Consider the following 21,744-nt stretch of genomic DNA (forward strand, 5'->3'; position numbering starts at 1 on the left):
CTTTCAACCTTATTCTATTTTAAATCTCAACTAACACTAGAATGCATCCAACACTATAATCCAACGATTGCAAAACCGACTTAACACTAAAATCCATCGGCGTTAGCGCTAAAATGGTATCAACATCCATCATGCTTTGCCTATTATCTCAGCCTTAACACTCTTCATCACTCAGGTCTTCAAAGTACCAGTAACCGAGGTTCACCCACTCAGTAAGCAGCTTAAGCAAATCGGTATCAGCTAACCAGGGGGCTAAGGCGGCTTTATCTAACTGATTGCTATCACACAGGAGTGGGATCACCGCGACCAATTCGGCAGAGAGCTGATACTTATCACCATTAATATAGACAACGCCTTGTCCCACATTGATATCAAAATACAAACAACGCAGTCCGCCGAGGCGAATAAGCGGCTGCTCATCGAGCCAAGCGAGCACTTCGTCTTGTGTGATGTCCAATGGCTCATCGGGTAAATCTAAGGCGCACTTTGACTGAGTTAAATAGCGGCCAGAAAACTCGCTCACCAGTTCATCGGTCAACATATTAGTCAGTTGGGTGCGTAACCGCGCTAAATCGCCATTATCGACACAGCCACTGCGGGTGGTCAGCTCACGGTCTGGATCTTTAATTTGCTGTGCGCCTAAATCCTGCTCAGACAAATGATCGGCCAAAGCGCTTATCATATCTTTGGCGGAGGCGGTGCGATAACCCACTGAAAAACTTAACGACTGTTCTAAGGTTATGCCGTCATGGGGGAATCCAGGGGGAATATAAAGGATGTCGCCAGGCAACAACTCAGTATCGATAATCGGGTCAAAGGCTTCGGTGTGCAGCAAAGCGGGATGGGCGGCAAACTCTTTGTGCGGCCCCAGATCGCCTACGCGCCAACGGCGACGTCCCGAACCTTGGCAAATAAACACATCATACAGATCGATATGCGGCCCCACGCCACCGCCAGGCGTTGCAAAGCTCACCATCACATCATCTAAACGCCAGCGCGGAATAAAATCAAAGCATTGGATCAAGGCTTCCGCATCGGGCACCCAGTTATTCAAAGCTTGCACTATCAAAGTCCAATCCCGTTCACCAAGATGATCGTAGGAATCGAAGGGGCCAAATTCCGCCTGCCATTGGCCTGCTTGTTGGTACACCCGCCGAGATTCCACCAGCTCATCCATGGCTAAGCCCGCTAATTCTTCGGGCGAGACTAAATCTTGAAAATGCTTGAATCCTTGGCGGATCACCAAAGGTTTTTTCTGCCAATACTCTGCTAGAAATTGCGCGGGCGTTAAGCCGTTAATATCGAGTTGCATGGGGTGCTCACAAACCAAACTGTTATTCATAGCAGCAAATGCTAACAGGAAGCGAAACCAAGAAAGCTCGACCGGATCAACAAAGCATTAAGTCTTTTGTCAGCATCAATGTGATAGTGAATTTACTAACGTATTGAATTACAATCGGCTTATCTAAAAGCATTTCGCCACAAACAGCGCTAATGCTGACACATCATTTATTGAGTCCATGTAAGATCTATGCCTACATCAGCTGCTAACACTTTGGTCGTGCTCGACTTTGAAACCACGGGGCTATCGCCCAATCAAGGGGATCGCGCGATTGAAATCGGAGCTGTGCTGATTGAAGACGGCGTGATCACCCAAAGATTTTCTGAGTTAATGAACCCAGGATTTAGAATAAGTCGCTTTATTGAAGACTACACAGGGATCAGCAATCAAATGCTCAGGGATGCAGCGCCCTGCAATGAAGTGATGGCGCGTTTTGCCGACTTTATCGCCGATCATAACTTAGTCGCCCACAATGCGGCATTTGATCAGCGCTTTTTAGACGCGGAATTTGCTCAAATTCGCCATCGCTATCGAGGGCAATTTGGTTGTTCCTTGCTAGTGGCAAGACGTTTATATCAAGCGGCACCGAATCATCAGTTAGGTACTTTAGTGCGCTATAAACAATTGCCAACCGATGGCACTTTTCACCGCGCCTTAGCCGATGCCGAAATGACTGGCCATTTGTGGCTGGCAATGCTGGCAGACCTTCAGCAAGAGTTCGGTCTCAATGCTCCCACCTTCGAGTTACTGCAAAAAATCGCCAAGAAAACCAAAGCAGATGTGCCGAAGTTTTTACGTCAATATGCGGTTAAGTGATCCCCAAAAGCAAAAAGCCGATAAATCCAAGGATTATCGGCGATGTTTCAATAAGCAAATTAAGTGCTCAACGACTTGCCAGCAAAAAACAGCAAGCTCCTAGCAATAACGGCCCATCTATAACGGCTTAAGCGGCGCACTATCAATGCCGCAGGAACTGCGAACCACTAAGGTCGTCGGAATAAGCTGCGCACTCACCTCTTGTCCGCGGATAAGTTTGAGTACACTGTCGACTAAGATCTCACCGGCTAATTGGGTGTTCTGCTTAATGGTCGTTAATGGCGGATTGGCAAAACTCGCCACTGGAATATCATCATATCCCACCACTGCAACTTGTTCTGGGACTGAAATGCCCTTCTCTTTCAGCGCACGAATAGCGCCAATGGCAATCAGATCGCTAGCAGCAAAAATAGCATCAAACTGTGCGCCTTTGGCCATCAATGCCATAGCCGCATCGTAACCAGCACTTTCAGTGCTAATTGCCGACACTTGCTTAGTGCGATCGACAGCAATATTCGCCATTTGCAGCGCCTTCACATGGCCTAAATATCTGTCTCTAAACTCGGGGCTGTGGCTCGAGGCATCGCCTAAAAAAGCAAAAGCTTTACGACCAAGGGAAATCAAGTGCTCTGTGGCAATCAAGCCGCCTTGATGATTATCACAACCAATGGAAAGTACTGACTTATTGTTATGCTCAGCGCCCCAGATCACAAAATGAGTATTCTGCGCGAGCAATCGCTCCAACTTTTGCTCGTAGTCCATATAGTCCCCGTAACCAAGCAGAATAATGCCGTCAGCTTTATTACTGTCTTCATAATCGGCGTGCCAGTCGCTGGACAATTGCTGAAAAGAAACCAATAAATCATAACCTTGCTGCGCCGTTGCTCGGGTAATGGAACCTAGCATAGACAGGAAAAAAGGATTGATTAACGAGTCATCGTTGGTGGGGTCTTCACACAATAACAGCGCTAAGGTATGGCTATTTTGGGTGCGAAGATTGCTGGCATTTTTATCGACCTTATAATTCAGCTCTTTGGCAATGGTTTGAATACGTTGGCGAGTTTCTAAATTGACTAACGGGCTGTTTCTAAGGGCACGGGAAACCGTTGACTGGGATACGCCAGCACGATAAGCAATATCAATCGAGGTCGCTTTCGATGCCATAAAGAGGATTTAACCTTAGTTATTATTTTGCGTCGATACTAAAACAGTTCCACCCACTTGTATAGACGAATGCGTTAACATCCGTCTTACATTAGAGACTCTGCTTAAATGCCGAGCTGATCGAGCAAATCATCGGCTTCATTATCAATGGCACGAGTCGCAATGGCGGGTTTATCGGCCATCTTAACCCAAGGCGAAACATTCGAATTTGTGTCGTTATTTCCCCCAATCGAACTGTGCTGCTCTAACAGACTATCGGGATCGAATTCTTCATCGTAGACAAATTCATCTAAGCGAATGAATTCGGTTTTGTCCATGGCAAACTCGAGGTAGAAAATATGGTTATTCTCTGTCCTAAACGACACTCTACGGGCAACCGCATCGTCTAAGTTAGCGTCGATTGATATGGTTAGCTCTTTATTAATCGTCAACATTTTTGGCTGGCTTTGGCTGATTGACGTTTGCAATTCTTTAGAAATTTTATTAATAAAATCCCCTAGAATTTGGTTCATCAGTTCGCCCATCACATTACTCACTTCATCTGACGTATGTGAAAATGCGAGCTCAGACTCAGGCATGCCCATGTTCAGCATGTAGCGACGGTAGATTTCAATCGCTGCAGAGGCGGAAAAGTTGATCACCACTAGCCCTGAAAAACCACCATCAAAAATCGAGAAACAACCGAGATCAGGTTTAAGACGCGTGCGCGCAATACTTTGTACCATACCCGCATGGGTAACATTGCTGGCACTGGTGCTAGAAAGGACGTGGGCGACTGAGTGGCATAACTTCAGTAAAATATCATCCGACGTTACGATAGTATTTGTGGTCATAATCGATTCTCAAACTGAATAATGAATTAATCTTGCGCGTAAAAGCGTAAAAAATCAAAATTAAAACAATTGATTAGCCTAATATAGCAAGATGGCAAAATTAACATAATGCTAACTTATTGATATTTAATAGATCAGATAAAACCTTCAACATAAAGCGACTTATAAAACGACCTAACTTAATAAGAACATGCCCCATAATGCAACAGATTAAAGTTCCCTATCACTATTCCCTGCTTTAGATCAAAGAAACTCATATTTTATAACGGCTTTTACTTAATTTATGTCACAGACGATTCAATTGAGATTGATTCGCAGGTATATTGATGCACAATAATAAGCCCTTAAGGAATCCAAATGATCACGTTTTTGCGCCGGTTTACCATTTTGCAACGCTTAATGATGATGCTCCTTATGGCCGCGATAGGGACTGTGTGTTTTGCCAGTTTTTCAATTAAAGAGCAGTACAGTAATTTAATTGAGCAGAAATGGTTGCAGATAGACGGTCAGCTCGCCAGCATGTTAAGCGTGATAGATGTGCACCGTCAGGATGCGCTCAAAGGTAAGTTTAGCGAAGCAGAAGCTAAACAAATCGCCGCGGATTTAATCAATCAAACTCGCTATTCAGGTTCAGGCTACTTCATTGTTATTGATGATAATAATCAAATCCTCGCCCACGGGGATAGCGCAAATCTTATTGGCACCTCAGCATTAACCTTCAAGTTACCTAATGGCACAAATCCCTTAGCCACTATGCTGCCATTAGCGCGTGCTAAATCGAAAACCACCCTCGAATACCCGATCGCCGATCCTATGACCCGTGCGATAGAAGACAAGCTTGCTGAAGCCCGTTACTACCCGCAATGGGGCTGGACAGTCATCACAGGCGCCTATCTTAGCGATGTCAAAGCGAGCTTAAAGTCAGTCATTATCGACTATCTGATTATCATGTTTTTGATTTCAGTGCCGATTTTTGCCTTCTTCCTTGTGCTTAACCATTCCATCACCTCACCATTAAATGATGCTATTGATGCCCTTGAAGATATTGCCCAAGGCGAAGGCGACTTAAGTCAGCGCATTAATGCTCAAGGTAAAGATGAGATTGCCCATCTCGCCCGCGCCTTCAACATGTTCGCCCAAAAAATTGGCGACATGGTCGGCCATTTACAACCTTTAGGCCAAGCATTAGATAAAGATGCAAAACAGCTTTTGATTGCAGTTGAAGAGTCCAATCAGAGTGCTGAACATATCCACAGAGAAACAGGCAGCGTCGCCACAGCCGTCAATCAAATGCTGTCGACCACCCATGAAATGGCGAGCAACACCCAGCAAGCGGCCGATGCGGCGAACAGCGTAAAAGAACAAGCGCAGCAAAGCCAAGTAGTGATCGACAACACAGTCAGCAATACAGAAAAACTGGTGGCAGAATTAAAAGCTTCTGAAGTCATCACCCAAAAGCTGGGCGTCGCCTCACAGCAAATCGGTAGCATTCTCGATGTGATCCGCAGCATTGCCGAGCAGACCAACTTGCTCGCCCTCAATGCCGCCATTGAAGCTGCTCGAGCAGGGACCCACGGCCGTGGTTTTGCCGTGGTTGCCGATGAAGTCCGCGCCCTTGCTACTCGCACCCAAGACTCGACCAATGAGATCCAAAAAATCATTAGCGAGATCCAATCCGGTGTAGGCTCAGTGATGAAGAGCAACAATCAAACTCAACTGCAATCCGATGAGCTGCAGGCTCAAGCCCACGAAGCGGGTAAAGCCATGGCGGCGATTCTGCAATTGATTGCCCATATCAGTGACATGAACACACAATTAGCCAGCGCCACTGAAGAGCAATCACTGGTGACCGAAGAAATTAATCGAAATATTTGTAATATTTCGGAATTAACCGAAGTCTCAGTAAAAGCTAACGAAAGTAATAGCCATGCAGCTCAGTCACTGCAAGACATTAGCCAAGACATGTCCCGCACCTTAGGCCAGTTTAAAATCTAACTAAAGTGTATGAGAACGGCATGACTTGTCGATTGGGGCGCCATAGGGCGCCCTTTTCTTTGGGTAAACCGTCTGGTAACGCTTGTGAACCGCTATCTCACCAACAATGAATTTCAACGAAAAAATCCCATTAACCACAAATTCTCTGTCACGCTAACGTTTGATATGCGGTATGCTTTAGCCTTAAAAATCCAACCGAGACACTGCCATGCGAATGACCTTAGCCGTTCACCCTGAACAGTACACAATTCATAGCTTTAGCCCGAATGCCGTATTGCCCAGTGAGGTTTTTGCACAGGACATGTATTTCATTGGTAAGACCCAAGAAGGTTTATCTTTAGTCGTTTCCAGTGAAATGGAACTCGACAGCCTAGAGCAAGAACCGGGCTGGTGTTGCTTTGAAGTACTCGGGCCACTGGGATTTTCGATGACAGGCATTTTATCTAAAGTGTCTGGCACCTTAGCGGACGAACAAATCAGTATTTTTGCGATTTCGACCTTTGATACCGATTACATTTTAGTAAAAAATAATCGCCTCAAAAGTGCCATCGCCGCCTTGAAAAAACAGGGCTATCACATCATAGAATCGAAAGACGAAATGTAATACCCCTTTAAATATGAGTTCATCTACTATGTACGAAAAAACAGTCACCATTACCGCCAAACATGGCATTCACACCCGTCCAGCAGCCTTACTGGTTAAAGAAGCCAAAACCTTTGACTGTGATGTCATGGTCGAGTGTAATGGTAAGCAAGCCAGTGCTAAGAGTCTGTTTAAGCTACAAACCTTAGGCTTATATTCTGGCGTCACGGTAAGAGTGTTTGCCGAAGGTGAACAGGCTCAGGCCGCGGTTGAGAAAGTCTCTGAGCTGCTCATTACCCTAAGCTAGGCCTTTTCTTACGCTAAAATGCGTTTATCTGCAGGTTTAACCGACACGCAAAAAACTCGTCTCGACCGTCTTGACATGCTAATGCTTTACATACAAACGCTTTACAAGCTTAGCGTCACTCAACTAGACTCGCTATCGCTAACGGACACTCAGTTCAGTGGTTAATTTAGGAAGGGATATGTCAATAACGGGGATTATAGTGTCATCGGGAATTGCCTTTGGACAGGCACTTCACCTGCTCCACACCGAACATCACCTCGATTATCGCCCTATTCCCCTATCTAAAATCCCTCAACAACAGGGTAAATTTGCCAAAGCCTTGCAAGAACTACAGGCACAACTGACCCACAGCCAAGCTGCACTCGACAGCGACTCCGAAAATTATCAGTTGATCGAAGCCGACTTATTGTTATTAGAAGACGATGAATTAATCGAGCAAGTGAACGATGCTATTCGCACCTTACAATTGTCGGCAAGTGTGGCGGTTGAACGTATTTTTGCCCATCAGGCCAATGAGTTACAATCCTTAGATGATCCCTATTTAGCCAATAGAGCCCAAGATGTGCGCTGTTTAGGCCAAAGAGTCGTCGCGGCGATAAACGGCCATTTAGCTCAAGGGCTCGAAAAACTCGATAGACCCACTATCTTATTAGCGCAGGATTTGACCCCCGCCGAATTTGCCTTACTGCCGCGGGAAAACCTCTGCGGTATTGTACTGAAAACGGGCGGTTTAACGAGCCATACGGCCATTTTAGCCAGAGCAGCCGGCATTCCAGCCATCTTAAGTTGTCAGTTCGACGCAGACTCTATTCCCAACGGTACGCCCTTAGTGCTCGATGCACTCGCGGGTGAACTTTGTGTCAATCCCAATCCAGACCAACAGGCAAGACTCACAGTCACCTTTCACCATGAACAAGCAAGGCGCGCGGCACTTCAAACTTACAAGGATGTCCCAGCGCAAACCCAAGACGGTCATACCGTGGGACTCATGGCAAACGTGGGTAATCTCAACGACATCACTCATGTCAGCGATGTCGGCGCCGATGGAATAGGTTTGTTTCGCACCGAATTTATGTTGATGAACGTCGCCACCCTGCCCGATGAAAAAGCCCAATACAGCTTATATTGCGATGCATTGCACGCCCTAGGCGGTAAAACCTTTACCATCCGCACCTTAGATATAGGTGCAGACAAAGAACTCCCCTGTTTATGCCAAGAAATTGAAGATAATCCTGCCTTGGGTCTTCGCGGCATTCGCTACACCTTGGCGCACCCAGAATTATTTAAAACCCAATTGAGGGCAATTTTGCGTGCCGCTAACCATGGCCCGATCCGTTTGATGTTCCCTATGGTCAATCAAGTCGAAGAATTGGACGAGGTGTTTGCACTTATTGCCCAGTGCCAAGATGCCTTGGAAGAAGAAGAGAAAGGCTATGGCGAACTTAGCTACGGTATCGTTGTCGAAACCCCTGCTGCGGTATTCAACCTCAACGCTATGCTGCCAAGACTTGATTTTGTCAGCATTGGCACCAACGATTTAACCCAATATGCAATGGCAGCCGATAGGACAAACCCGCAGCTTACCCGTGACTATCCGTCCCTTTCGCCTGCCATTTTAGCCTTAATTAACATGACAATAACCCAAGCTAAGGCCGCTAATGTTAAAGTTTCTCTGTGCGGTGAACTCGCCAGTTCACCGCAAATTGCGCCGCTGTTAATCGGCATGGGGTTGGACGAACTCAGTGTTAACTTAAGCTCACTCTTAGAAGTGAAAGCGGCCATTTGCCAAGGCAGCATCACACAATTTTCAGCATTAGCGCACACGGCATTACAACAAGATAGAATTGCAAGCTTACAACAGTGTATAACAAGCTATAAATAGAGACATTTATTCGTTATGCTGCGTTACAGAACAAAAACAATGACAAAAACAAGCAAAAGAGGCTCTAGATTATGGGATTTTTAAGCCGAATAAGGCGCTTGGTATCGGGCCAGACTCAGTTAGCTGGCGGTATCATGGTATATGCCCCCGTTTCCGGGGATATCGTCGCCATTGAAAAAGTCCCCGACGTGGTTTTTGCTGAAAAGATTGTCGGTGATGGCATCGCTATCGCTCCCAAAGGCGAATTAATTCTGGCGCCTATCGACGGCACCATAGGTAAAATTTTTGAGACAAATCATGCATTCAGTATTGAGTCTCCCCAAGGTTTAGAGCTATTTGTTCACTTTGGTGTAGGTACAGTCGAGCTGAGAGGTAAAGGGTTTAAACGTTTAGCCCAGGAAGGTCAAGAAGTGAAAGTCGGCGATCCGATTCTGTCATTCGATATTGATTATCTAAAAGATCAAGTCGACAGCCTACTCACTCCTGTCGTTTTGGCGAACATGGAAGATGTCAAATACCTCGACAAAGCCCAAGGCAGCGTCACTGCAGGCAAAGACGTGATCTTTACGGTACAGCTCTAATCAAGCTTTACTTTAAGTGTTTGAATTAGCAGTTTGAAAATACCCTTGATTGATATAAAAAGGCTGGCTCCCCCAAAGGCGCCAGCCTTTTATTTATCTCCACTTTCCTCGCGAAGAGGCCTGTCTGATAGCTGAAATATTTTCATCACAAAACCGACATAATGTTTCAAACTGATTTAAAACAGAATAAACCAAATATCAACCACCCAGATGTAGGATTGAATGACTATCGAAAGCACGTTAGCAATGTGGCTATTTGCAGGCCGAGTAGACTAAGACAACCAGGCCAACAAAACTTCCTATCCTGTATAGCGAGTGCTGTTCGAGCGTCAGAGTATCGGCTCACATTGGTCACAAAAAGCAAAAAGATCAATGTACCCGCTGGCTCTCGAACGAAATCATGACTATACATCTAAAGGTGCTTTTAATATTACAGAGGAATAACAATGAAGTTCAGTCATAAGATTGTCGCCGCATCCTCTGCGTTACTGTTAGTGACAGTAACGCTTCTAACGACCAAACAATACTACTCGATTCAGAATGAAATGCAGGCACAGGTGGAAGCCAGTGTCACCGAAATCGTCGATGGGGTTAGAAATACGGTTTCATCGGAAATTGAAGCCCGTAAACAATTGGCAGCTTATACGACCAGCCTACTGGAACAAGATCTCACGCCCGCACACATCAGTGCAGTCATCACTCGCCCCATAGTTAAAAATGCATTTATTCTCGTCGGTTTAGGTTATGAAAAAGATGGCACGAATATCAATAATAATCCTAGCTGGGATCCGGGTGCGGGATGGAACCCAAGAGTAAGGCCTTGGTATCTCGATGCAAAACAAGCCGATAAATTAATCATCACGGCTCCCTATGCGGACTCAGCCTCCGGTGAAATTCTCGTCTCAATTGCGACGCCCGTGAAAGATCACGGTACATTCATCGGTGCCATTTTCTATGATGTTAGCTTGGTCGGGTTAGCCAAACTCGTCAATGAGGTCAAACTCTTCAACGCTGGCCATGTGTTTATTGTTTCTGGGGATGGAACGACCATAGCCCACCCAGAGGAAAAACGAAATGGCACTCTTATGGCCGATTATTTACCTAATGTCAAAGTGATGGAAACGCCACAAAAAGTAACCATAGAGGGAAAAAGCTTCACCTTGGATTTCTCACGCGTTGCGGGAGAGGACTGGTATGTTGGTGTTATCTTGGATGAGGAGATTGCCTATGCTGCAGTGACGGACTTACGCAATAGCTCTATTCTCTATTCCGTTATCGCCTTAATCATCAGTATCACAACCCTACTACTATTGATCACAACCTTAATGCGCCCATTACAAACATTAAACGATGCAATTCAAGATGTTGCTTCTGGCGAAGGTGATTTGACTCAACGCTTAAATACTAAAACAGACACTGAGTTTTCAGCGTTAGCCTTGGGATTCAATACCTTCACGGCAAATCTACAACAGTTGATCATTCAATCTAAATCCATTGGCCAGCTCATCCATAAAAGTTCAGAAATGACATCGCTAGAATTACAGCAATCTACTGATGCCATGAACTCGCAACTGCATGAACTAGAACAACTTGCAACTGCCATGCACGAAATGGCAACCACTTCAACTGACGTAGCCCGTAATGCCCAAGGAGCGGCTTCTGCTGCGAAAGAAGCAGATGAAGCGACAAGTGTAGGTTCTAAAATCGTCAGCGATACAACTGATGCCATTAATGCCCTGTCATCCAAAATCGATATGGCCGTCACTGAAGTCAAAACATTAGAATCTGCAACTGACAACATTGCCACAATATTGAAAGTGATCAATGACATTGCAGATCAAACAAATTTATTAGCCTTAAATGCCGCTATTGAGGCAGCAAGAGCCGGTGATTCTGGTCGTGGTTTTGCTGTGGTAGCAGATGAAGTCAGAACCCTCGCCCAAAGGACTCAACAATCTACAACTCAAATCCGTAACATGATAGAGCAACTTCAAGCAGGAGCAAGGGCTGTTGCAGAGGTAATGAACCAAAGTAAAGATAATGCAGAAGATGCGGTTACACGCGCCCAAGGTGCTAATACCGCATTAAACAAAATTCGTGAAGCAATATTACAGATAAGTGATATGAACCTACAAATTGCCTCTGCAGCGGAAGAACAGAGTTTAGTAGCTGAAGAAATTAACAATAATACTATCAGGATCAAAGATTTATCAGTCCAAGTTTCTGACACTGCAGTTCATGCAAATACAGCCATGCATACGCAAACTCAATACATCAAAGAACAAGATGCAATCCTTAATAAATTCATAGTCTAAGCCAGTGAGCCATGATTTTATCCATGGCTCACCATGACATCTACTAACAACAGGACCTCATCATGAGCAAAATAACGTTGTTCGTCATAGTTAGCATGCTTCAGATCCCACTACAGGCTAATGCCCAAACAACCACAGAAGAGTCGGAACGACTGCAACAACTCGAGCAAAGAGTTAAAGAACTGGAGCAACAAGCCAAAGCGGAGCCTGCCAGTCCCTCATTGCAATCCTCCCTACAAGACAGTCGTTTATCCTCTACGGTTCACTACGTCCGACCTTAGAATACCAAGACAAAGGTGAGGATGTGTGGGATATCGGCGATGCACTCTCCCGCTTAGGGGTTAAAGCTGAAACCGAGTTCGCCTCTGGTTGGCGTGCCATTGCCCAAGGTGAATGGAAAATCCGTCTCGATGACAATGGCCGATTCGGCGAGGCGAGACTCGCCTTTGCGGGGATCGATTCTCCCTATGGCAAGTTGACTTTTGGGCGCCAAAGGCCGGTGCAGTACACTTTAGTCGCTGAATATGTCGATATCTTTAACAATGCGAATAGCCCCTTTGGTTATAACCAAGAGAGTCCATTTTTTGTTGATAATGCCTTGATCTATGAGCTTAACATTAAGCCAATCACCTTAATGGCTTCAGCCATTTTTGATGGTAACTCAGGTGGCAGTGGTGCCGATGTAATTAATGTCGGCGCAGGATTTAACCAGAGTGGATTTCACGTAGGTATCGCCTACTTACAACAGGATACCTATGTGAACGATATTATGACTGGAGAAGAACAACTGGCCGGGGGCGTCATTTCCTATGAATTTAGCAATGGCATATATGCCGCCGTTGGTTATCAGCATAAAGACTACGAATTTGAAACCGCAGTCAATAGAACCGGTAATACATTTGATAGCGCCATCGCGATTCCAGTTGCGAAAGCTTATAAGCTGAAACTAGGATACTTCAGGTTTGAAGATGGGATAGAAGATACCAGCAGCCAAAATTATGATGGCTACAATCTCACCTTAGAGTGGCAAGCCGCAACAAATGTCCGCATGCATTTAGAATATTTACAACAAAATAATGATCAACGTGAAAACAACACTATCATAGCCTTAGGCATTCGCTATGATTTTGATTTAAATTGGCAACTTTAGTCAACGCCATCCCATTACCGTTAAGCCCGCAGCGCACTCAATGAAGCGTGCTATACGGCATCAGTAAGCAGCAAGATATGACTAAACGCCCTGAGGGCGTTTGGTTACATAAAGTGACAGACATCACCCGATAATCCCAATACGCTTCAAGCACACTGACATTTTATGCTCACGCTACCTCAGTAACACATCCCACTTGTGACATGCGACGCACAATGCCACAATGCCAGCAAAATCAATGCTTGCAAGCCAAGCGTCCATCCACACTGGAGCATCATTTTGACCCTCTACGGTATTAAGAATTGCGATACAGTGCGTAAAGCACGTAAATGGATTGAAAATCATCAACTTCCAGTTCATTTCCATGATTTTAGAGATGACGGCCTACGTCAAGAAGACCTCGAATTCTGGTGTAAAACCTCAGGCTGGGAAACCGTATTCAATAAGCGCAGCACAAGCTTTCGTGCCCTCAGTGACGCAGATAAAACCAATATCGATCAAGCCAAAGCCATTCAACTTATGCTGGCGCAACCGACACTGATCAAACGCCCCGTCTTGGTCGTCGGTGAACAAGTGCTGATTGGCTTTGATGAAGCCGCCTATAAAAGAGTATTTTCACTATGATGCCAGCCGACGATTATCCCGTTACAGAACTGACAAAAGCGCTGATCGCCCGCCCTTCGGTGACGCCGCTTGATGAAGGCTGTCAAACCTTAATGGCTGAAAGACTCAGCGCCATCGGCTTTAATATCGAATCTATGGTATTTGAAGACACCACCAATATGTGGGCTCGCCGTGGCAATGAAGGTCCGGTTTTTTGTTTTGCCGGCCACACAGATGTTGTGCCAACGGGTGATGTGAGCCGTTGGCACACGCCGCCGTTTGTGCCCACCATCATTGATGGCTACTTATATGGCCGCGGCGCGGCGGACATGAAAGGTTCATTGGCGGCTATGGTCATTGCCACCGAGCGGTTTGTGGCTAAACATCCCGATCATCATGGCTCTATCGCCTTTTTGATCACCAGCGATGAAGAAGGCCCATTTATTAACGGTACGACGCGAGTCATTGATACCTTAGAAGCGCGCAACGAGAAGATCACTTGGGCATTAGTCGGCGAACCCTCATCAACCCTAAAGCTGGGCGATGTGGTCAAAAATGGTCGCCGCGGCAGTTTAACCGGCAACTTAACCGTGAAAGGCATTCAAGGCCACGTGGCCTATCCACACCTTGCCGATAATCCAATCCACAAAGCCGCGCCTTTCTTAGCCGAGCTAAGTCAAATGCACTGGGATAATGGCAATGAGTTCTTTCCGCCCACCAGCTTCCAAATCGCCAATATTAATGGCGGCACAGGTGCATCAAATGTGATCCCTGGCGCACTGGAAGTGATGTTTAACTTCCGTTACTCCACCGAAGTGACCGCCGAAATCTTGATTGAGCGAGTTGAAACTCTACTGAAAGCCTATGAGCTAGATTACGATATCAGCTGGATTTTCAATGGCCTACCATTTTTAACCGGTGATGGCCCGTTATTAGATGCAACCCGTATCGCGATCCGCCAAGTCACAGGTTATGAAACCGATCCACAAACCACAGGCGGCACGTCAGACGGTCGCTTTATCGCGCCAACGGGTGCCAAAGTGTTAGAGCTTGGCCCTGTCAACGCCACCATTCATAAAGTGAATGAATGCGTTAAAGTGGACGACCTTGAGCAGTTAGCCCTGTGTTATGAAGTCATTTTGGAACAATTACTGTGTTAGCACACCTTAAGATCCGTCCCGAAACCGCAAAGCTTTACGGCTTAAGCTCCCCTGAATTAGTGGATTATTTAAGCCCGTATCACCTTGGTTATCATAGCTTTGGGTTAGAGGAGAACACAGCTATCGCTTTTAAGTCTATGGCGGCAAAAGCTGAAGATGCGGGCATAAAACTCGCTATTTGCTCAGCTCATCGTCCCTTTGAACGGCAACTGGCAATTTGGAATGCCAAGGCTAGCGGTAAACGCGCGGTATTGGATGCCAATGAGTTACCGGTCAATATTCAGGGCTTAAGTGACGATGCCATAGTTGACTTGATTTTGCTCTGGTCGGCGTTGCCCGGCGCTTCACGCCACCATTGGGGTACCGATCTCGATGTGTTCGATGCGGCTCAAATTGATGTTAAAGCCCTGCGCCTTGTTGAAGCTGAATATGTTCAGGGTGGTCCCTGCGCTAAATTGCATGCTTGGCTGGTAGAAAATGCCCATCATTTTGGCTTTTACTTCCCGTTTCAGCAGGGACAAAGTGCGGTAAGTCCTGAGCCTTGGCACATCAGCTATTTCCCTGTAGCGCAGTTATTGTTGCCACAATTCGATCGTGCCGAACTGGCAATCCTGTTAGAAAACAGTGATATGTTGCTAAAAGATGCAGTACTCGCCCGATTAGACAGTCTAATAGATGAATACGTGCTGCGTATCGCTCAGCCCTAATCACGAAATACTCGCCAAGGTCAGTCAAGGCAGGTTAAGCTTAGCGCTATATCGTCAAAATGGGCGCCAAAATGCGGTTTAACACAATGATATATTTGATAAAGTAGGTTTTATGGATTTTTCTTCACACCGTCAGCAGCTTGTTATTGCCGATCGAAAATTAAGTTACCTTGATGTCGGCTCAGGCCCTGTATTGTTGTTTGGGCACAGTTATTTATGGGATAGCGCTATGTGGGCGCCTCAAATTGCCACCTTAAGCGCCCAATATCGCTGCATAGTGCCTGAACTTTGGGGCCATGGTCAGTCAGATTTACTGCCCAATAACTGCAAAGCGCTACTCGATATTGCCGATCAAATGCTTGAGCTAATGGATGCTCTTGAGATAACTCACTTTAGTGTTGTCGGACAATCTGTCGGTGCTATGTGGGGCGCAGAATTGGTACTGAAAGCACCAACAAGAGTTAAAACCCTCGTTATGCTCAACAGTTTTATCGGTTTCGAACCCGAAGTCACCCGTGCGAAATATGATGGCATGCTGGATATGATTACCGCCGCTAAGGCGATCCCTGCGCCGCTGATCAGTGCAATTTCACCTTTATTCTTCGCCAATGATGCCGAGAATAACACGCCCGAACTGGTTACGGGCTTTGAACAGTCCCTTGCCAGTATCACAGCGGAGCAAATCCCCACGATAGTTAAACTTGGACGAATGATTTTTGGTCGTCGCGATACCATGGAATACGCCGAGCAATTGACGCTGCCCTGCCTCATCATGGCTGGCGTGGAAGATAAGGCCCGCAGCGTATTGGAAAGTTACCTGATGAGTGATGCCATTGATGGCAGCCAACTTGTGCATATTCCTGCGGCAGGACACATATCAACTCTCGAACAAGCGGAATTTATTAACCAACATTTAGCCGATTTTCTGGCTAAACATTATTAATCAATCGCTAAATCTACGCTTCAAGGTGCGAAAACTCGCATCTTGAAGATGAGTATTTCTACTTAGCACATGTTACCAAGATGTGCTTATATCAATATTGCTCACCCATACTTAATTCCTATTTTATGGATAAATACATTAGGCTTTACTTTATTAAAGTCTGTTATTGAGCACGCCTCGTTTCATTAAACTCACCAGTGAAACCTCTATTAAGAAGTAAAGACGTTGTTTTTGTTCCAATCGGCTTAAAAATGTTGCACAAAGGTGAAATCTACTAATTATCAACTACCTTTATACTGTATTCCCTCAACAAGGTATTCTGCCATGAGAAAAAGTACAGTTGCCCTCTGCGTATTCAGCACACTTTATATGCCGTCTCTTTATGCCGATGTTCAAATAAATGGATTTGCCTCTATTGTCGCGGGCTCAAGTCTAAGTGACGATAAAAGCTATTATGGTTACGACAAAGAACTCGATTTTAATAATGATTCCAAAGTTGCCTTACAATTTACCGCCGATCTTGGTAGTGGCTTAAGAGCTACTGCACAAGTGCTATCCAGAGGCAGTAACGATTATAGCGCTGAATTCGAATGGGCTTATATCTCCTATGACATCAGCGACAAACTTATGCTTATGGCAGGTCGCCAACGTTTTAATCTCTATAAATACTCCGATTATATTGATGTAGGCTATGCCTATCATTGGATCACTCCGCCCCGCGGAGTTTATTCACTGCCATTTAATTCAGGTGAAGGTGTAGGCTTAGTTTATGCCGATTTATGGGGCGATACCGAAGTAGGTTTGACCTATAAATACATTACTACTTCAGTTTCTGACTACTCGCCTACCGGTTCATCAACGCCTCCTGCGCCCTTCTCCGCCGAGGGCCACATAATGAACTTTAACTTTGTAACCTCAGGGTTTGAGTACGGTTTAAATATTGGCATAGTCACCGATTTCTCCTACGAATTACCCGCACTACTTGGCTTAGGTAATGCAATTTCTCAAACCGGACTCTTTACTCAGCAAGTGGTTGATGATCTTTTACCGATTAATGACAGTGCGTTACTCATTGGCGCGAATGTTAAATATGATGCTGAAGAATGGTTTATTTTGGCCGAATACACGCGAATTGATGTCGATCCCAGTAGCTTTAATATTCAAGATTCAGCCTTTGTTTCCGGCGGGATCCGCTATCACGATTTCACCTTCCACTTGACCTACGGTATTGATAAAGGTGAGCCCCAGTACGATGCCTATGATGCTATGTTACCTGTTTACAATGGTCTGCCACCAGCAAACCAAGCTGCACTCGCACCGCTTGTTTTTGGAACACAAGCGGCGCTTGAAGCACAGCAGGAAGACAGCGCCTACTACATCATAGGCACCCGCTGGGATTTCCATCCTTCTGCCGCACTGAAGCTAGAGTACACCAACTACAGTAACGACAAACCGTCCTCCGATGAACAGTTGCTGAGTATGGCAATAGACTTAGTTTTTTAAGGAGTTAAGCATGAAACTATTAATAAGTTCTCGGTTGATGATAAAAACCTTAGTCGCCAGTGCGCTTCTATTTGGCAGTGCCTGTGTTCAAGCCGAAATTGCCGTCGTGGTACACCCTTCTAATACGTCAGAAATTAGCGCGGCGGATATTTCACGGATCTATTTAGGCAAACTTAAGTCTTTCCCCAGTGGTGGCACTGTCGTCGCACTCGATCAACCTGAAGGCACGCCTGCACGTGATGCCTTTGTTAAACAGATCCTTAATAAAACCGAGAGTCAGTTAAAAGCCTATTGGTCAAAACTGGTCTTTTCAGGCCAAGGTCAACCGCCCAAAGTCGTCGACTCCAGCGCTGAAATGCTCGCATTGATTGCCGCCAATCCCAATATGATCGGATTTGTTGACGTCAGCGAAGTCAACGACAGCGTGAAAGTGATCAGTAAGTTCTAACCCATACTGCATCATCCTTGTCCGCCTTAATCTGTGGCGGACAAGGTTTCCACTCAGCATTTGTGCGATATAAACAACAAACACACTATCAAAATCAAATGGTGCTTGTACCCTCAGAGAGGGCTTATCCATTTGCAGTACTATTAAGAAAAAATAATCTCGATTTTTCAATATCCTGATTCAAACCTTAATTGGATAGACCAGCAGAGCCAAATTTGCTGGTATACTCTTGCTAAAAATGTGCTGCTTGCATGAATTAGAGCATGAGAAGACATTTTATATGTCAATAAAACAATAGGTTAAAATGAAACTACTCAAACCTTTATTCGACAATAACCGCCGCTGGGCCGGACGTATACGCCAAGAAAATCCTGATTTTTTTGAACAATTAGCGAAACAGCAACATCCTGAATACCTGTGGATTGGCTGCTCAGATAGTCGCGTACCCTCAAACCAAATCATTGATCTTATGCCCGGTGAAGTCTTTGTTCACCGTAATATCGCCAACATGGTGATCCATACCGATCTTAACTGCTTATCTGTACTGCAATACGCCGTCGATGTGCTCAAGGTGAAGCATATTATGGTAGTGGGTCACTACGGTTGTGGTGGTGTGCGCGCGGCCATGGGTCAGCAACGCTTAGGACTCATCGATAACTGGCTCGGGCATTTACGTGATATCTATCGTATTTATCAGGAAGAATTACAACAGATGGACGAAGCCAAACGTTTTGATCGCCTGTGCGAGCTAAACGTGATTGAGCAGGTTGCTAATGTGACCAGTTCAACCATAGTGCAAGAAGCTTGGGATCGTGGTCAAGAAGTGGCGGTACACGGCTGGATTTACGGCATTGATAACGGTTTACTGACAGATTTAGATGTTACGGTCGATCGCGAATACGGTTTAGCTAATCCACGCTAACAGCCTGAATGTCGGCTTTCAACACCCCGCTGAGTATCATCAATGCTCAGATAAAACCTGCCGCTGTGCAGGTTTTTCTTTTTCCATGACAATTTTCAGCAATAAAACATCGCAAGGGTCTATTACGCCAGTTATAATCCGCCAGTTAATTGCAGGCGACCTATGCGCCACAAATTCTAAGGAGATACCTTCCATGCCCGGTTTTGAATTATTTGGTCCTGAAGAGAAGCAGGAAGTCGCTGACGTTATGGAAAACGGTTTTACCTTCCGTTACAACTTCGACCATATGCGTAATGATCGCTGGAAGACGCGCGATATGGAGCAACTGCTTTGCGAGAAGATGAACGTGAAGCATGCTCACCTTTTATCAAGCGGTACTGCTGCGCTGCAAACGGCCATGATGGCTGCAGGCATTGGTGCTGGCGATGAAGTTATCGTGCCACCTTTTACCTTTGTAGCCTCAGTTGAAGCGATTTTTATGGCAGGCGCTATTCCGATTTTTGCCGAAATCGATGAGACATTGTGTTTATCTCCAGAAGGTATCGAAGCCGCGATTACCCCACGCACTAAAGCGATTAACTTAGTGCACATGTGCGGTTCTATGGCGAAGATGGACGAGATCAAAGCTGTCTGTAAAAAACATAACTTACTGATTTTAGAAGATGCTTGCCAAGCCATTGGTGGCAGCTACAAGGGCCAAGCGTTAGGTACTATCGGTGATGTGGGTTGTTACTCATTCGATTCAGTCAAAACCATCACCTGTGGTGAAGGTGGCGCTGTGATCACTAACAACACAGAAATCTACAACAATGCGCACATGTTCTCAGATCACGGCCATGACCATATTGGTAAAGACCGCGGCGCAGAGTCACACCCTATCATTGGCTTGAACTTCCGTATTTCGGAAATGAATGCAGCCTTAGGGTTAGCGCAGTTACGTAAACTCGATACCATTATCGATATTCAACGTAAAAACAAAAAGACCATTAAAGATGCAATGGCCGCGATTTCAGAAGTCACCTTCCGCCAGATCCCCGATCCAGAAGGCGACTCGGCTGGCTTCTTAACCTTTATGTTGCCAACCGAAGCGCGCACGCAAGAAATCAGCAAAAAACTGGCTGAAAACGGCGTTGATGGCTGCTTCTACTGGTATGTAAACAACTGGCATTATTTGAAAAACTGGAAACACATTCAGGAGCTTAAGGCATCTGCTGCGTTGCCAATCACATTAATCGCCGACAGACCTGACTATACTCAAGTTTCTGTGCCTAAATCCGATGCCATTATGAGCCGCACGATTTCTATGCTCATCAAGTTGTCTTGGACCGATGCTCAGATCGCCGAGCGTATCGAAAACATCAAGAAAGCATTTGCCCAATAATTCTACGGGAGTTTGTTGCAATGAGTTTTAAGAATTTTAAAGTAGTTGAAAAAATGATCTTCGGCCGTGGCTCATTCGTCCAACTGGATGAAGTGTTAGCTGCAGAACGTAAAACCGCCGACGACTTCGTGGTGTTTTTAGTCGATGACGTGCATCAAGGCAAAGCCCTTGAGGGCCGCATTCCAGCTAAAGCACAAGACATGGTGATTTGGGTTAACGTTGATGAAGAGCCAAGCACAATTCAAATCGATGCCCTGACTGAACAAGTTCAAGCTTTCAATAGCAAACTGCCAGTGAGCGTCGTCGGTTTAGGTGGCGGTTCAACCATGGACGTGGCTAAAGCGGTATCGCTGATGCTGACAAACCCAGGTGGCTCTGCCATGTACCAAGGTTGGGACTTAATCAAGAACCCAGCGGTACACCACATTGGTATCCCAACGATTTCTGGTACTGGTGCAGAAGCGTCACGCACCGCAGTGTTATGTGGTCCAGTGCGTAAGCTAGGTTTGAACTCAGATTACACAGTATTCGATCAAATCATCATGGATTCTGAGTTAATCGAAGGTGTGGAAACAGACCAATGGTTCTACACAGGTATGGATTGCTATATCCACTGTGTTGAATCCTTACAAGGTACCTTCTTAAACGAGTTCTCTAAATCCTACGCTGAAAAAGCGATGGATTTATGTCGCCAAGTGTACTTAGACGACCACATAGAAAAAGACGACAAGCTAATGATGGCGTCTTTCATGGGCGGCATGAGCATAGCGTATAGCCAAGTGGGTGCCTGTCATGCGGTTTCTTACGGTCTGTCCTATATCCTGGGTTACCACCACGGTATCGGCAACTGTATCGCCTTTGATGTGTTAGAAGAATTCTATCCAGAAGGCGTTGAAGAGTTCCGTCTGATGATGAAGAAACATAACATCACGCTGCCGAAGAACATCTGTAAAGATCTGCCAGACGAAACCATAGCAAAAATGGTTGCCGTGACTAAGAGCATGGGTCCACTATGGGCTAACGTTTACGGCGCGGGTTGGGAAGAGAAAGTCACAGATGAAATGTTGACTGCCCTGTTCCGTCGTATCTAAGCTCTAACACATGTTAAA

Annotated in this window: 21 protein-coding genes; 18 read left to right on the top strand and 3 right to left on the bottom strand. The window is 45.6% G+C overall.

The window, feature by feature from the left end:
* Positions 1-154 precede the first annotated feature (154 nt).
* Positions 155-1,312, bottom strand: a complete 1,158-nt coding sequence (locus tag L5M71_RS10950; RefSeq protein WP_263206765.1) for a cupin domain-containing protein — start codon at positions 1,310-1,312, stop codon at positions 155-157.
* Positions 1,313-1,531: 219 nt separating this feature from the next.
* Between L5M71_RS10950 and L5M71_RS10955 the strand changes: the two genes are divergently transcribed.
* Positions 1,532-2,158 carry a PolC-type DNA polymerase III gene (locus L5M71_RS10955; RefSeq protein WP_263206768.1) on the top strand — a complete coding sequence of 209 codons (627 nt, stop codon included), beginning with the start codon at positions 1,532-1,534 and terminating at the stop codon, positions 2,156-2,158.
* A gap of 117 nt (positions 2,159-2,275) precedes the next feature.
* Here L5M71_RS10955 and L5M71_RS10960 read toward each other — a convergent pair whose 3' ends face one another.
* Both L5M71_RS10960 and L5M71_RS10965 read right to left on the bottom strand, forming a co-directional pair.
* Positions 2,276-3,322 (bottom strand): LacI family DNA-binding transcriptional regulator, encoded by a 1,047-nt coding sequence (locus L5M71_RS10960; protein WP_113939612.1) that lies wholly within the window; start codon positions 3,320-3,322, stop codon positions 2,276-2,278.
* 104 nt (positions 3,323-3,426) lie between these two features.
* Positions 3,427-4,155, bottom strand: a complete 729-nt coding sequence (locus tag L5M71_RS10965) for a DUF3334 family protein (RefSeq protein WP_263191876.1) — start codon at positions 4,153-4,155, stop codon at positions 3,427-3,429.
* 357 nt (positions 4,156-4,512) lie between these two features.
* Between L5M71_RS10965 and L5M71_RS10970 the strand changes: the two genes are divergently transcribed.
* The 17 genes from L5M71_RS10970 to kdnB all read left to right on the top strand — a co-directional run bounded on the left by L5M71_RS10970 (position 4,513) and on the right by kdnB (position 21,726).
* Positions 4,513-6,150, top strand: a complete 1,638-nt coding sequence (locus L5M71_RS10970) for a methyl-accepting chemotaxis protein (RefSeq protein WP_028760053.1) — start codon at positions 4,513-4,515, stop codon at positions 6,148-6,150.
* A gap of 208 nt (positions 6,151-6,358) precedes the next feature.
* Entirely contained in the window at positions 6,359-6,754 is a 396-nt protein-coding gene (locus L5M71_RS10975; RefSeq protein WP_198573284.1) for an ACT domain-containing protein, read from the top strand.
* Positions 6,755-6,782: 28 nt separating this feature from the next.
* Complete coding sequence (locus L5M71_RS10980) at positions 6,783-7,040, top strand: HPr family phosphocarrier protein (protein ID WP_028760055.1); 258 nt, start codon at positions 6,783-6,785, stop codon at positions 7,038-7,040.
* A 178-nt stretch (positions 7,041-7,218) separates the two neighbouring features.
* On the top strand, positions 7,219-8,922 hold the full coding sequence (ptsP, locus tag L5M71_RS10985; protein WP_113939609.1) for a phosphoenolpyruvate--protein phosphotransferase: 1,704 nt from the start codon (positions 7,219-7,221) through the stop codon (positions 8,920-8,922).
* A gap of 71 nt (positions 8,923-8,993) precedes the next feature.
* Positions 8,994-9,503: a PTS glucose transporter subunit IIA gene (gene crr / locus L5M71_RS10990; protein ID WP_006081821.1), complete on the top strand. Its 510-nt coding sequence runs from the start codon at positions 8,994-8,996 to the stop codon at positions 9,501-9,503.
* A gap of 446 nt (positions 9,504-9,949) precedes the next feature.
* Positions 9,950-11,818: a methyl-accepting chemotaxis protein gene (locus tag L5M71_RS10995; RefSeq protein WP_263206771.1), complete on the top strand. Its 1,869-nt coding sequence runs from the start codon at positions 9,950-9,952 to the stop codon at positions 11,816-11,818.
* Between the two features lie 62 nt (positions 11,819-11,880).
* Positions 11,881-12,099 (top strand): hypothetical protein, encoded by a 219-nt coding sequence (locus L5M71_RS11000; RefSeq protein ID WP_263206773.1) that lies wholly within the window; start codon positions 11,881-11,883, stop codon positions 12,097-12,099.
* Entirely contained in the window at positions 12,045-12,968 is a 924-nt protein-coding gene (locus L5M71_RS11005; RefSeq protein WP_263206801.1) for a porin, read from the top strand. Before L5M71_RS11000 ends, L5M71_RS11005 begins: the two co-directional genes overlap by 55 nt.
* A gap of 279 nt (positions 12,969-13,247) precedes the next feature.
* On the top strand, positions 13,248-13,592 hold the full coding sequence (locus L5M71_RS11010) for an ArsC family reductase (protein WP_263195777.1): 345 nt from the start codon (positions 13,248-13,250) through the stop codon (positions 13,590-13,592).
* Entirely contained in the window at positions 13,592-14,731 is a 1,140-nt protein-coding gene (gene dapE / locus L5M71_RS11015; RefSeq protein WP_263206802.1) for a succinyl-diaminopimelate desuccinylase, read from the top strand. Before L5M71_RS11010 ends, dapE begins: the two co-directional genes overlap by 1 nt.
* Positions 14,725-15,438: a M15 family metallopeptidase gene (locus tag L5M71_RS11020; protein WP_263206775.1), complete on the top strand. Its 714-nt coding sequence runs from the start codon at positions 14,725-14,727 to the stop codon at positions 15,436-15,438. The genes dapE and L5M71_RS11020 overlap by 7 nt, the downstream gene beginning before the upstream one ends.
* Positions 15,439-15,550: 112 nt before the next feature.
* Positions 15,551-16,381 carry an alpha/beta fold hydrolase gene (locus tag L5M71_RS11025; RefSeq protein ID WP_263206777.1) on the top strand — a complete coding sequence of 277 codons (831 nt, stop codon included), beginning with the start codon at positions 15,551-15,553 and terminating at the stop codon, positions 16,379-16,381.
* A 324-nt stretch (positions 16,382-16,705) separates the two neighbouring features.
* Positions 16,706-17,884 (top strand): porin, encoded by a 1,179-nt coding sequence (locus L5M71_RS11030; protein ID WP_263206779.1) that lies wholly within the window; start codon positions 16,706-16,708, stop codon positions 17,882-17,884.
* A gap of 10 nt (positions 17,885-17,894) precedes the next feature.
* Entirely contained in the window at positions 17,895-18,332 is a 438-nt protein-coding gene (locus L5M71_RS11035; protein WP_105252606.1) for a phosphate ABC transporter substrate-binding protein, read from the top strand.
* Between the two features lie 304 nt (positions 18,333-18,636).
* Positions 18,637-19,254: a carbonate dehydratase gene (can, locus tag L5M71_RS11040; protein ID WP_168827515.1), complete on the top strand. Its 618-nt coding sequence runs from the start codon at positions 18,637-18,639 to the stop codon at positions 19,252-19,254.
* Between the two features lie 193 nt (positions 19,255-19,447).
* Positions 19,448-20,635 carry an 8-amino-3,8-dideoxy-alpha-D-manno-octulosonate transaminase KdnA gene (kdnA, locus tag L5M71_RS11045; protein ID WP_263206781.1) on the top strand — a complete coding sequence of 396 codons (1,188 nt, stop codon included), beginning with the start codon at positions 19,448-19,450 and terminating at the stop codon, positions 20,633-20,635.
* A 20-nt stretch (positions 20,636-20,655) separates the two neighbouring features.
* Positions 20,656-21,726, top strand: a complete 1,071-nt coding sequence (gene kdnB, locus L5M71_RS11050; protein ID WP_131524475.1) for a 3-deoxy-alpha-D-manno-octulosonate 8-oxidase KdnB — start codon at positions 20,656-20,658, stop codon at positions 21,724-21,726.
* Positions 21,727-21,744: the final 18 nt, after the last annotated feature.

Source organism: Shewanella sp. SW1 (genome assembly GCF_025653545.1).
In the GTDB taxonomy this organism is placed as follows: Bacteria; Pseudomonadota; Gammaproteobacteria; order Enterobacterales; family Shewanellaceae; genus Shewanella; species Shewanella oncorhynchi.

Excerpts from the sequence above, each read along its gene's own strand:
- crr (WP_006081821.1), top strand. The coding sequence starts at position 8,994 with ATGGGATTTTTAAGCCGAATAAGGCGCTTGGTATCGGGCCAGACTCAG.
- can (WP_168827515.1), top strand. The coding sequence starts at position 18,637 with ATGAAACTACTCAAACCTTTATTCGACAATAACCGCCGCTGGGCCGGA.
- L5M71_RS10955 (WP_263206768.1), top strand. The coding sequence starts at position 1,532 with ATGCCTACATCAGCTGCTAACACTTTGGTCGTGCTCGACTTTGAAACC.
- L5M71_RS10980 (WP_028760055.1), top strand. The coding sequence starts at position 6,783 with ATGTACGAAAAAACAGTCACCATTACCGCCAAACATGGCATTCACACC.
- L5M71_RS10975 (WP_198573284.1), top strand. The coding sequence starts at position 6,359 with ATGCGAATGACCTTAGCCGTTCACCCTGAACAGTACACAATTCATAGC.
- L5M71_RS11030 (WP_263206779.1), top strand. The coding sequence starts at position 16,706 with ATGAGAAAAAGTACAGTTGCCCTCTGCGTATTCAGCACACTTTATATG.
- L5M71_RS11025 (WP_263206777.1), top strand. The coding sequence starts at position 15,551 with ATGGATTTTTCTTCACACCGTCAGCAGCTTGTTATTGCCGATCGAAAA.
- L5M71_RS10950 (WP_263206765.1), bottom strand. The coding sequence starts at position 1,312 with ATGCAACTCGATATTAACGGCTTAACGCCCGCGCAATTTCTAGCAGAG.
- ptsP (WP_113939609.1), top strand. The coding sequence starts at position 7,219 with ATGTCAATAACGGGGATTATAGTGTCATCGGGAATTGCCTTTGGACAG.
- L5M71_RS10970 (WP_028760053.1), top strand. The coding sequence starts at position 4,513 with ATGATCACGTTTTTGCGCCGGTTTACCATTTTGCAACGCTTAATGATG.
- L5M71_RS10995 (WP_263206771.1), top strand. The coding sequence starts at position 9,950 with ATGAAGTTCAGTCATAAGATTGTCGCCGCATCCTCTGCGTTACTGTTA.
- kdnA (WP_263206781.1), top strand. The coding sequence starts at position 19,448 with ATGCCCGGTTTTGAATTATTTGGTCCTGAAGAGAAGCAGGAAGTCGCT.
- L5M71_RS11000 (WP_263206773.1), top strand. The coding sequence starts at position 11,881 with ATGAGCAAAATAACGTTGTTCGTCATAGTTAGCATGCTTCAGATCCCA.
- L5M71_RS11035 (WP_105252606.1), top strand. The coding sequence starts at position 17,895 with ATGAAACTATTAATAAGTTCTCGGTTGATGATAAAAACCTTAGTCGCC.
- dapE (WP_263206802.1), top strand. The coding sequence starts at position 13,592 with ATGCCAGCCGACGATTATCCCGTTACAGAACTGACAAAAGCGCTGATC.
- L5M71_RS10965 (WP_263191876.1), bottom strand. The coding sequence starts at position 4,155 with ATGACCACAAATACTATCGTAACGTCGGATGATATTTTACTGAAGTTA.
- kdnB (WP_131524475.1), top strand. The coding sequence starts at position 20,656 with ATGAGTTTTAAGAATTTTAAAGTAGTTGAAAAAATGATCTTCGGCCGT.
- L5M71_RS10960 (WP_113939612.1), bottom strand. The coding sequence starts at position 3,322 with ATGGCATCGAAAGCGACCTCGATTGATATTGCTTATCGTGCTGGCGTA.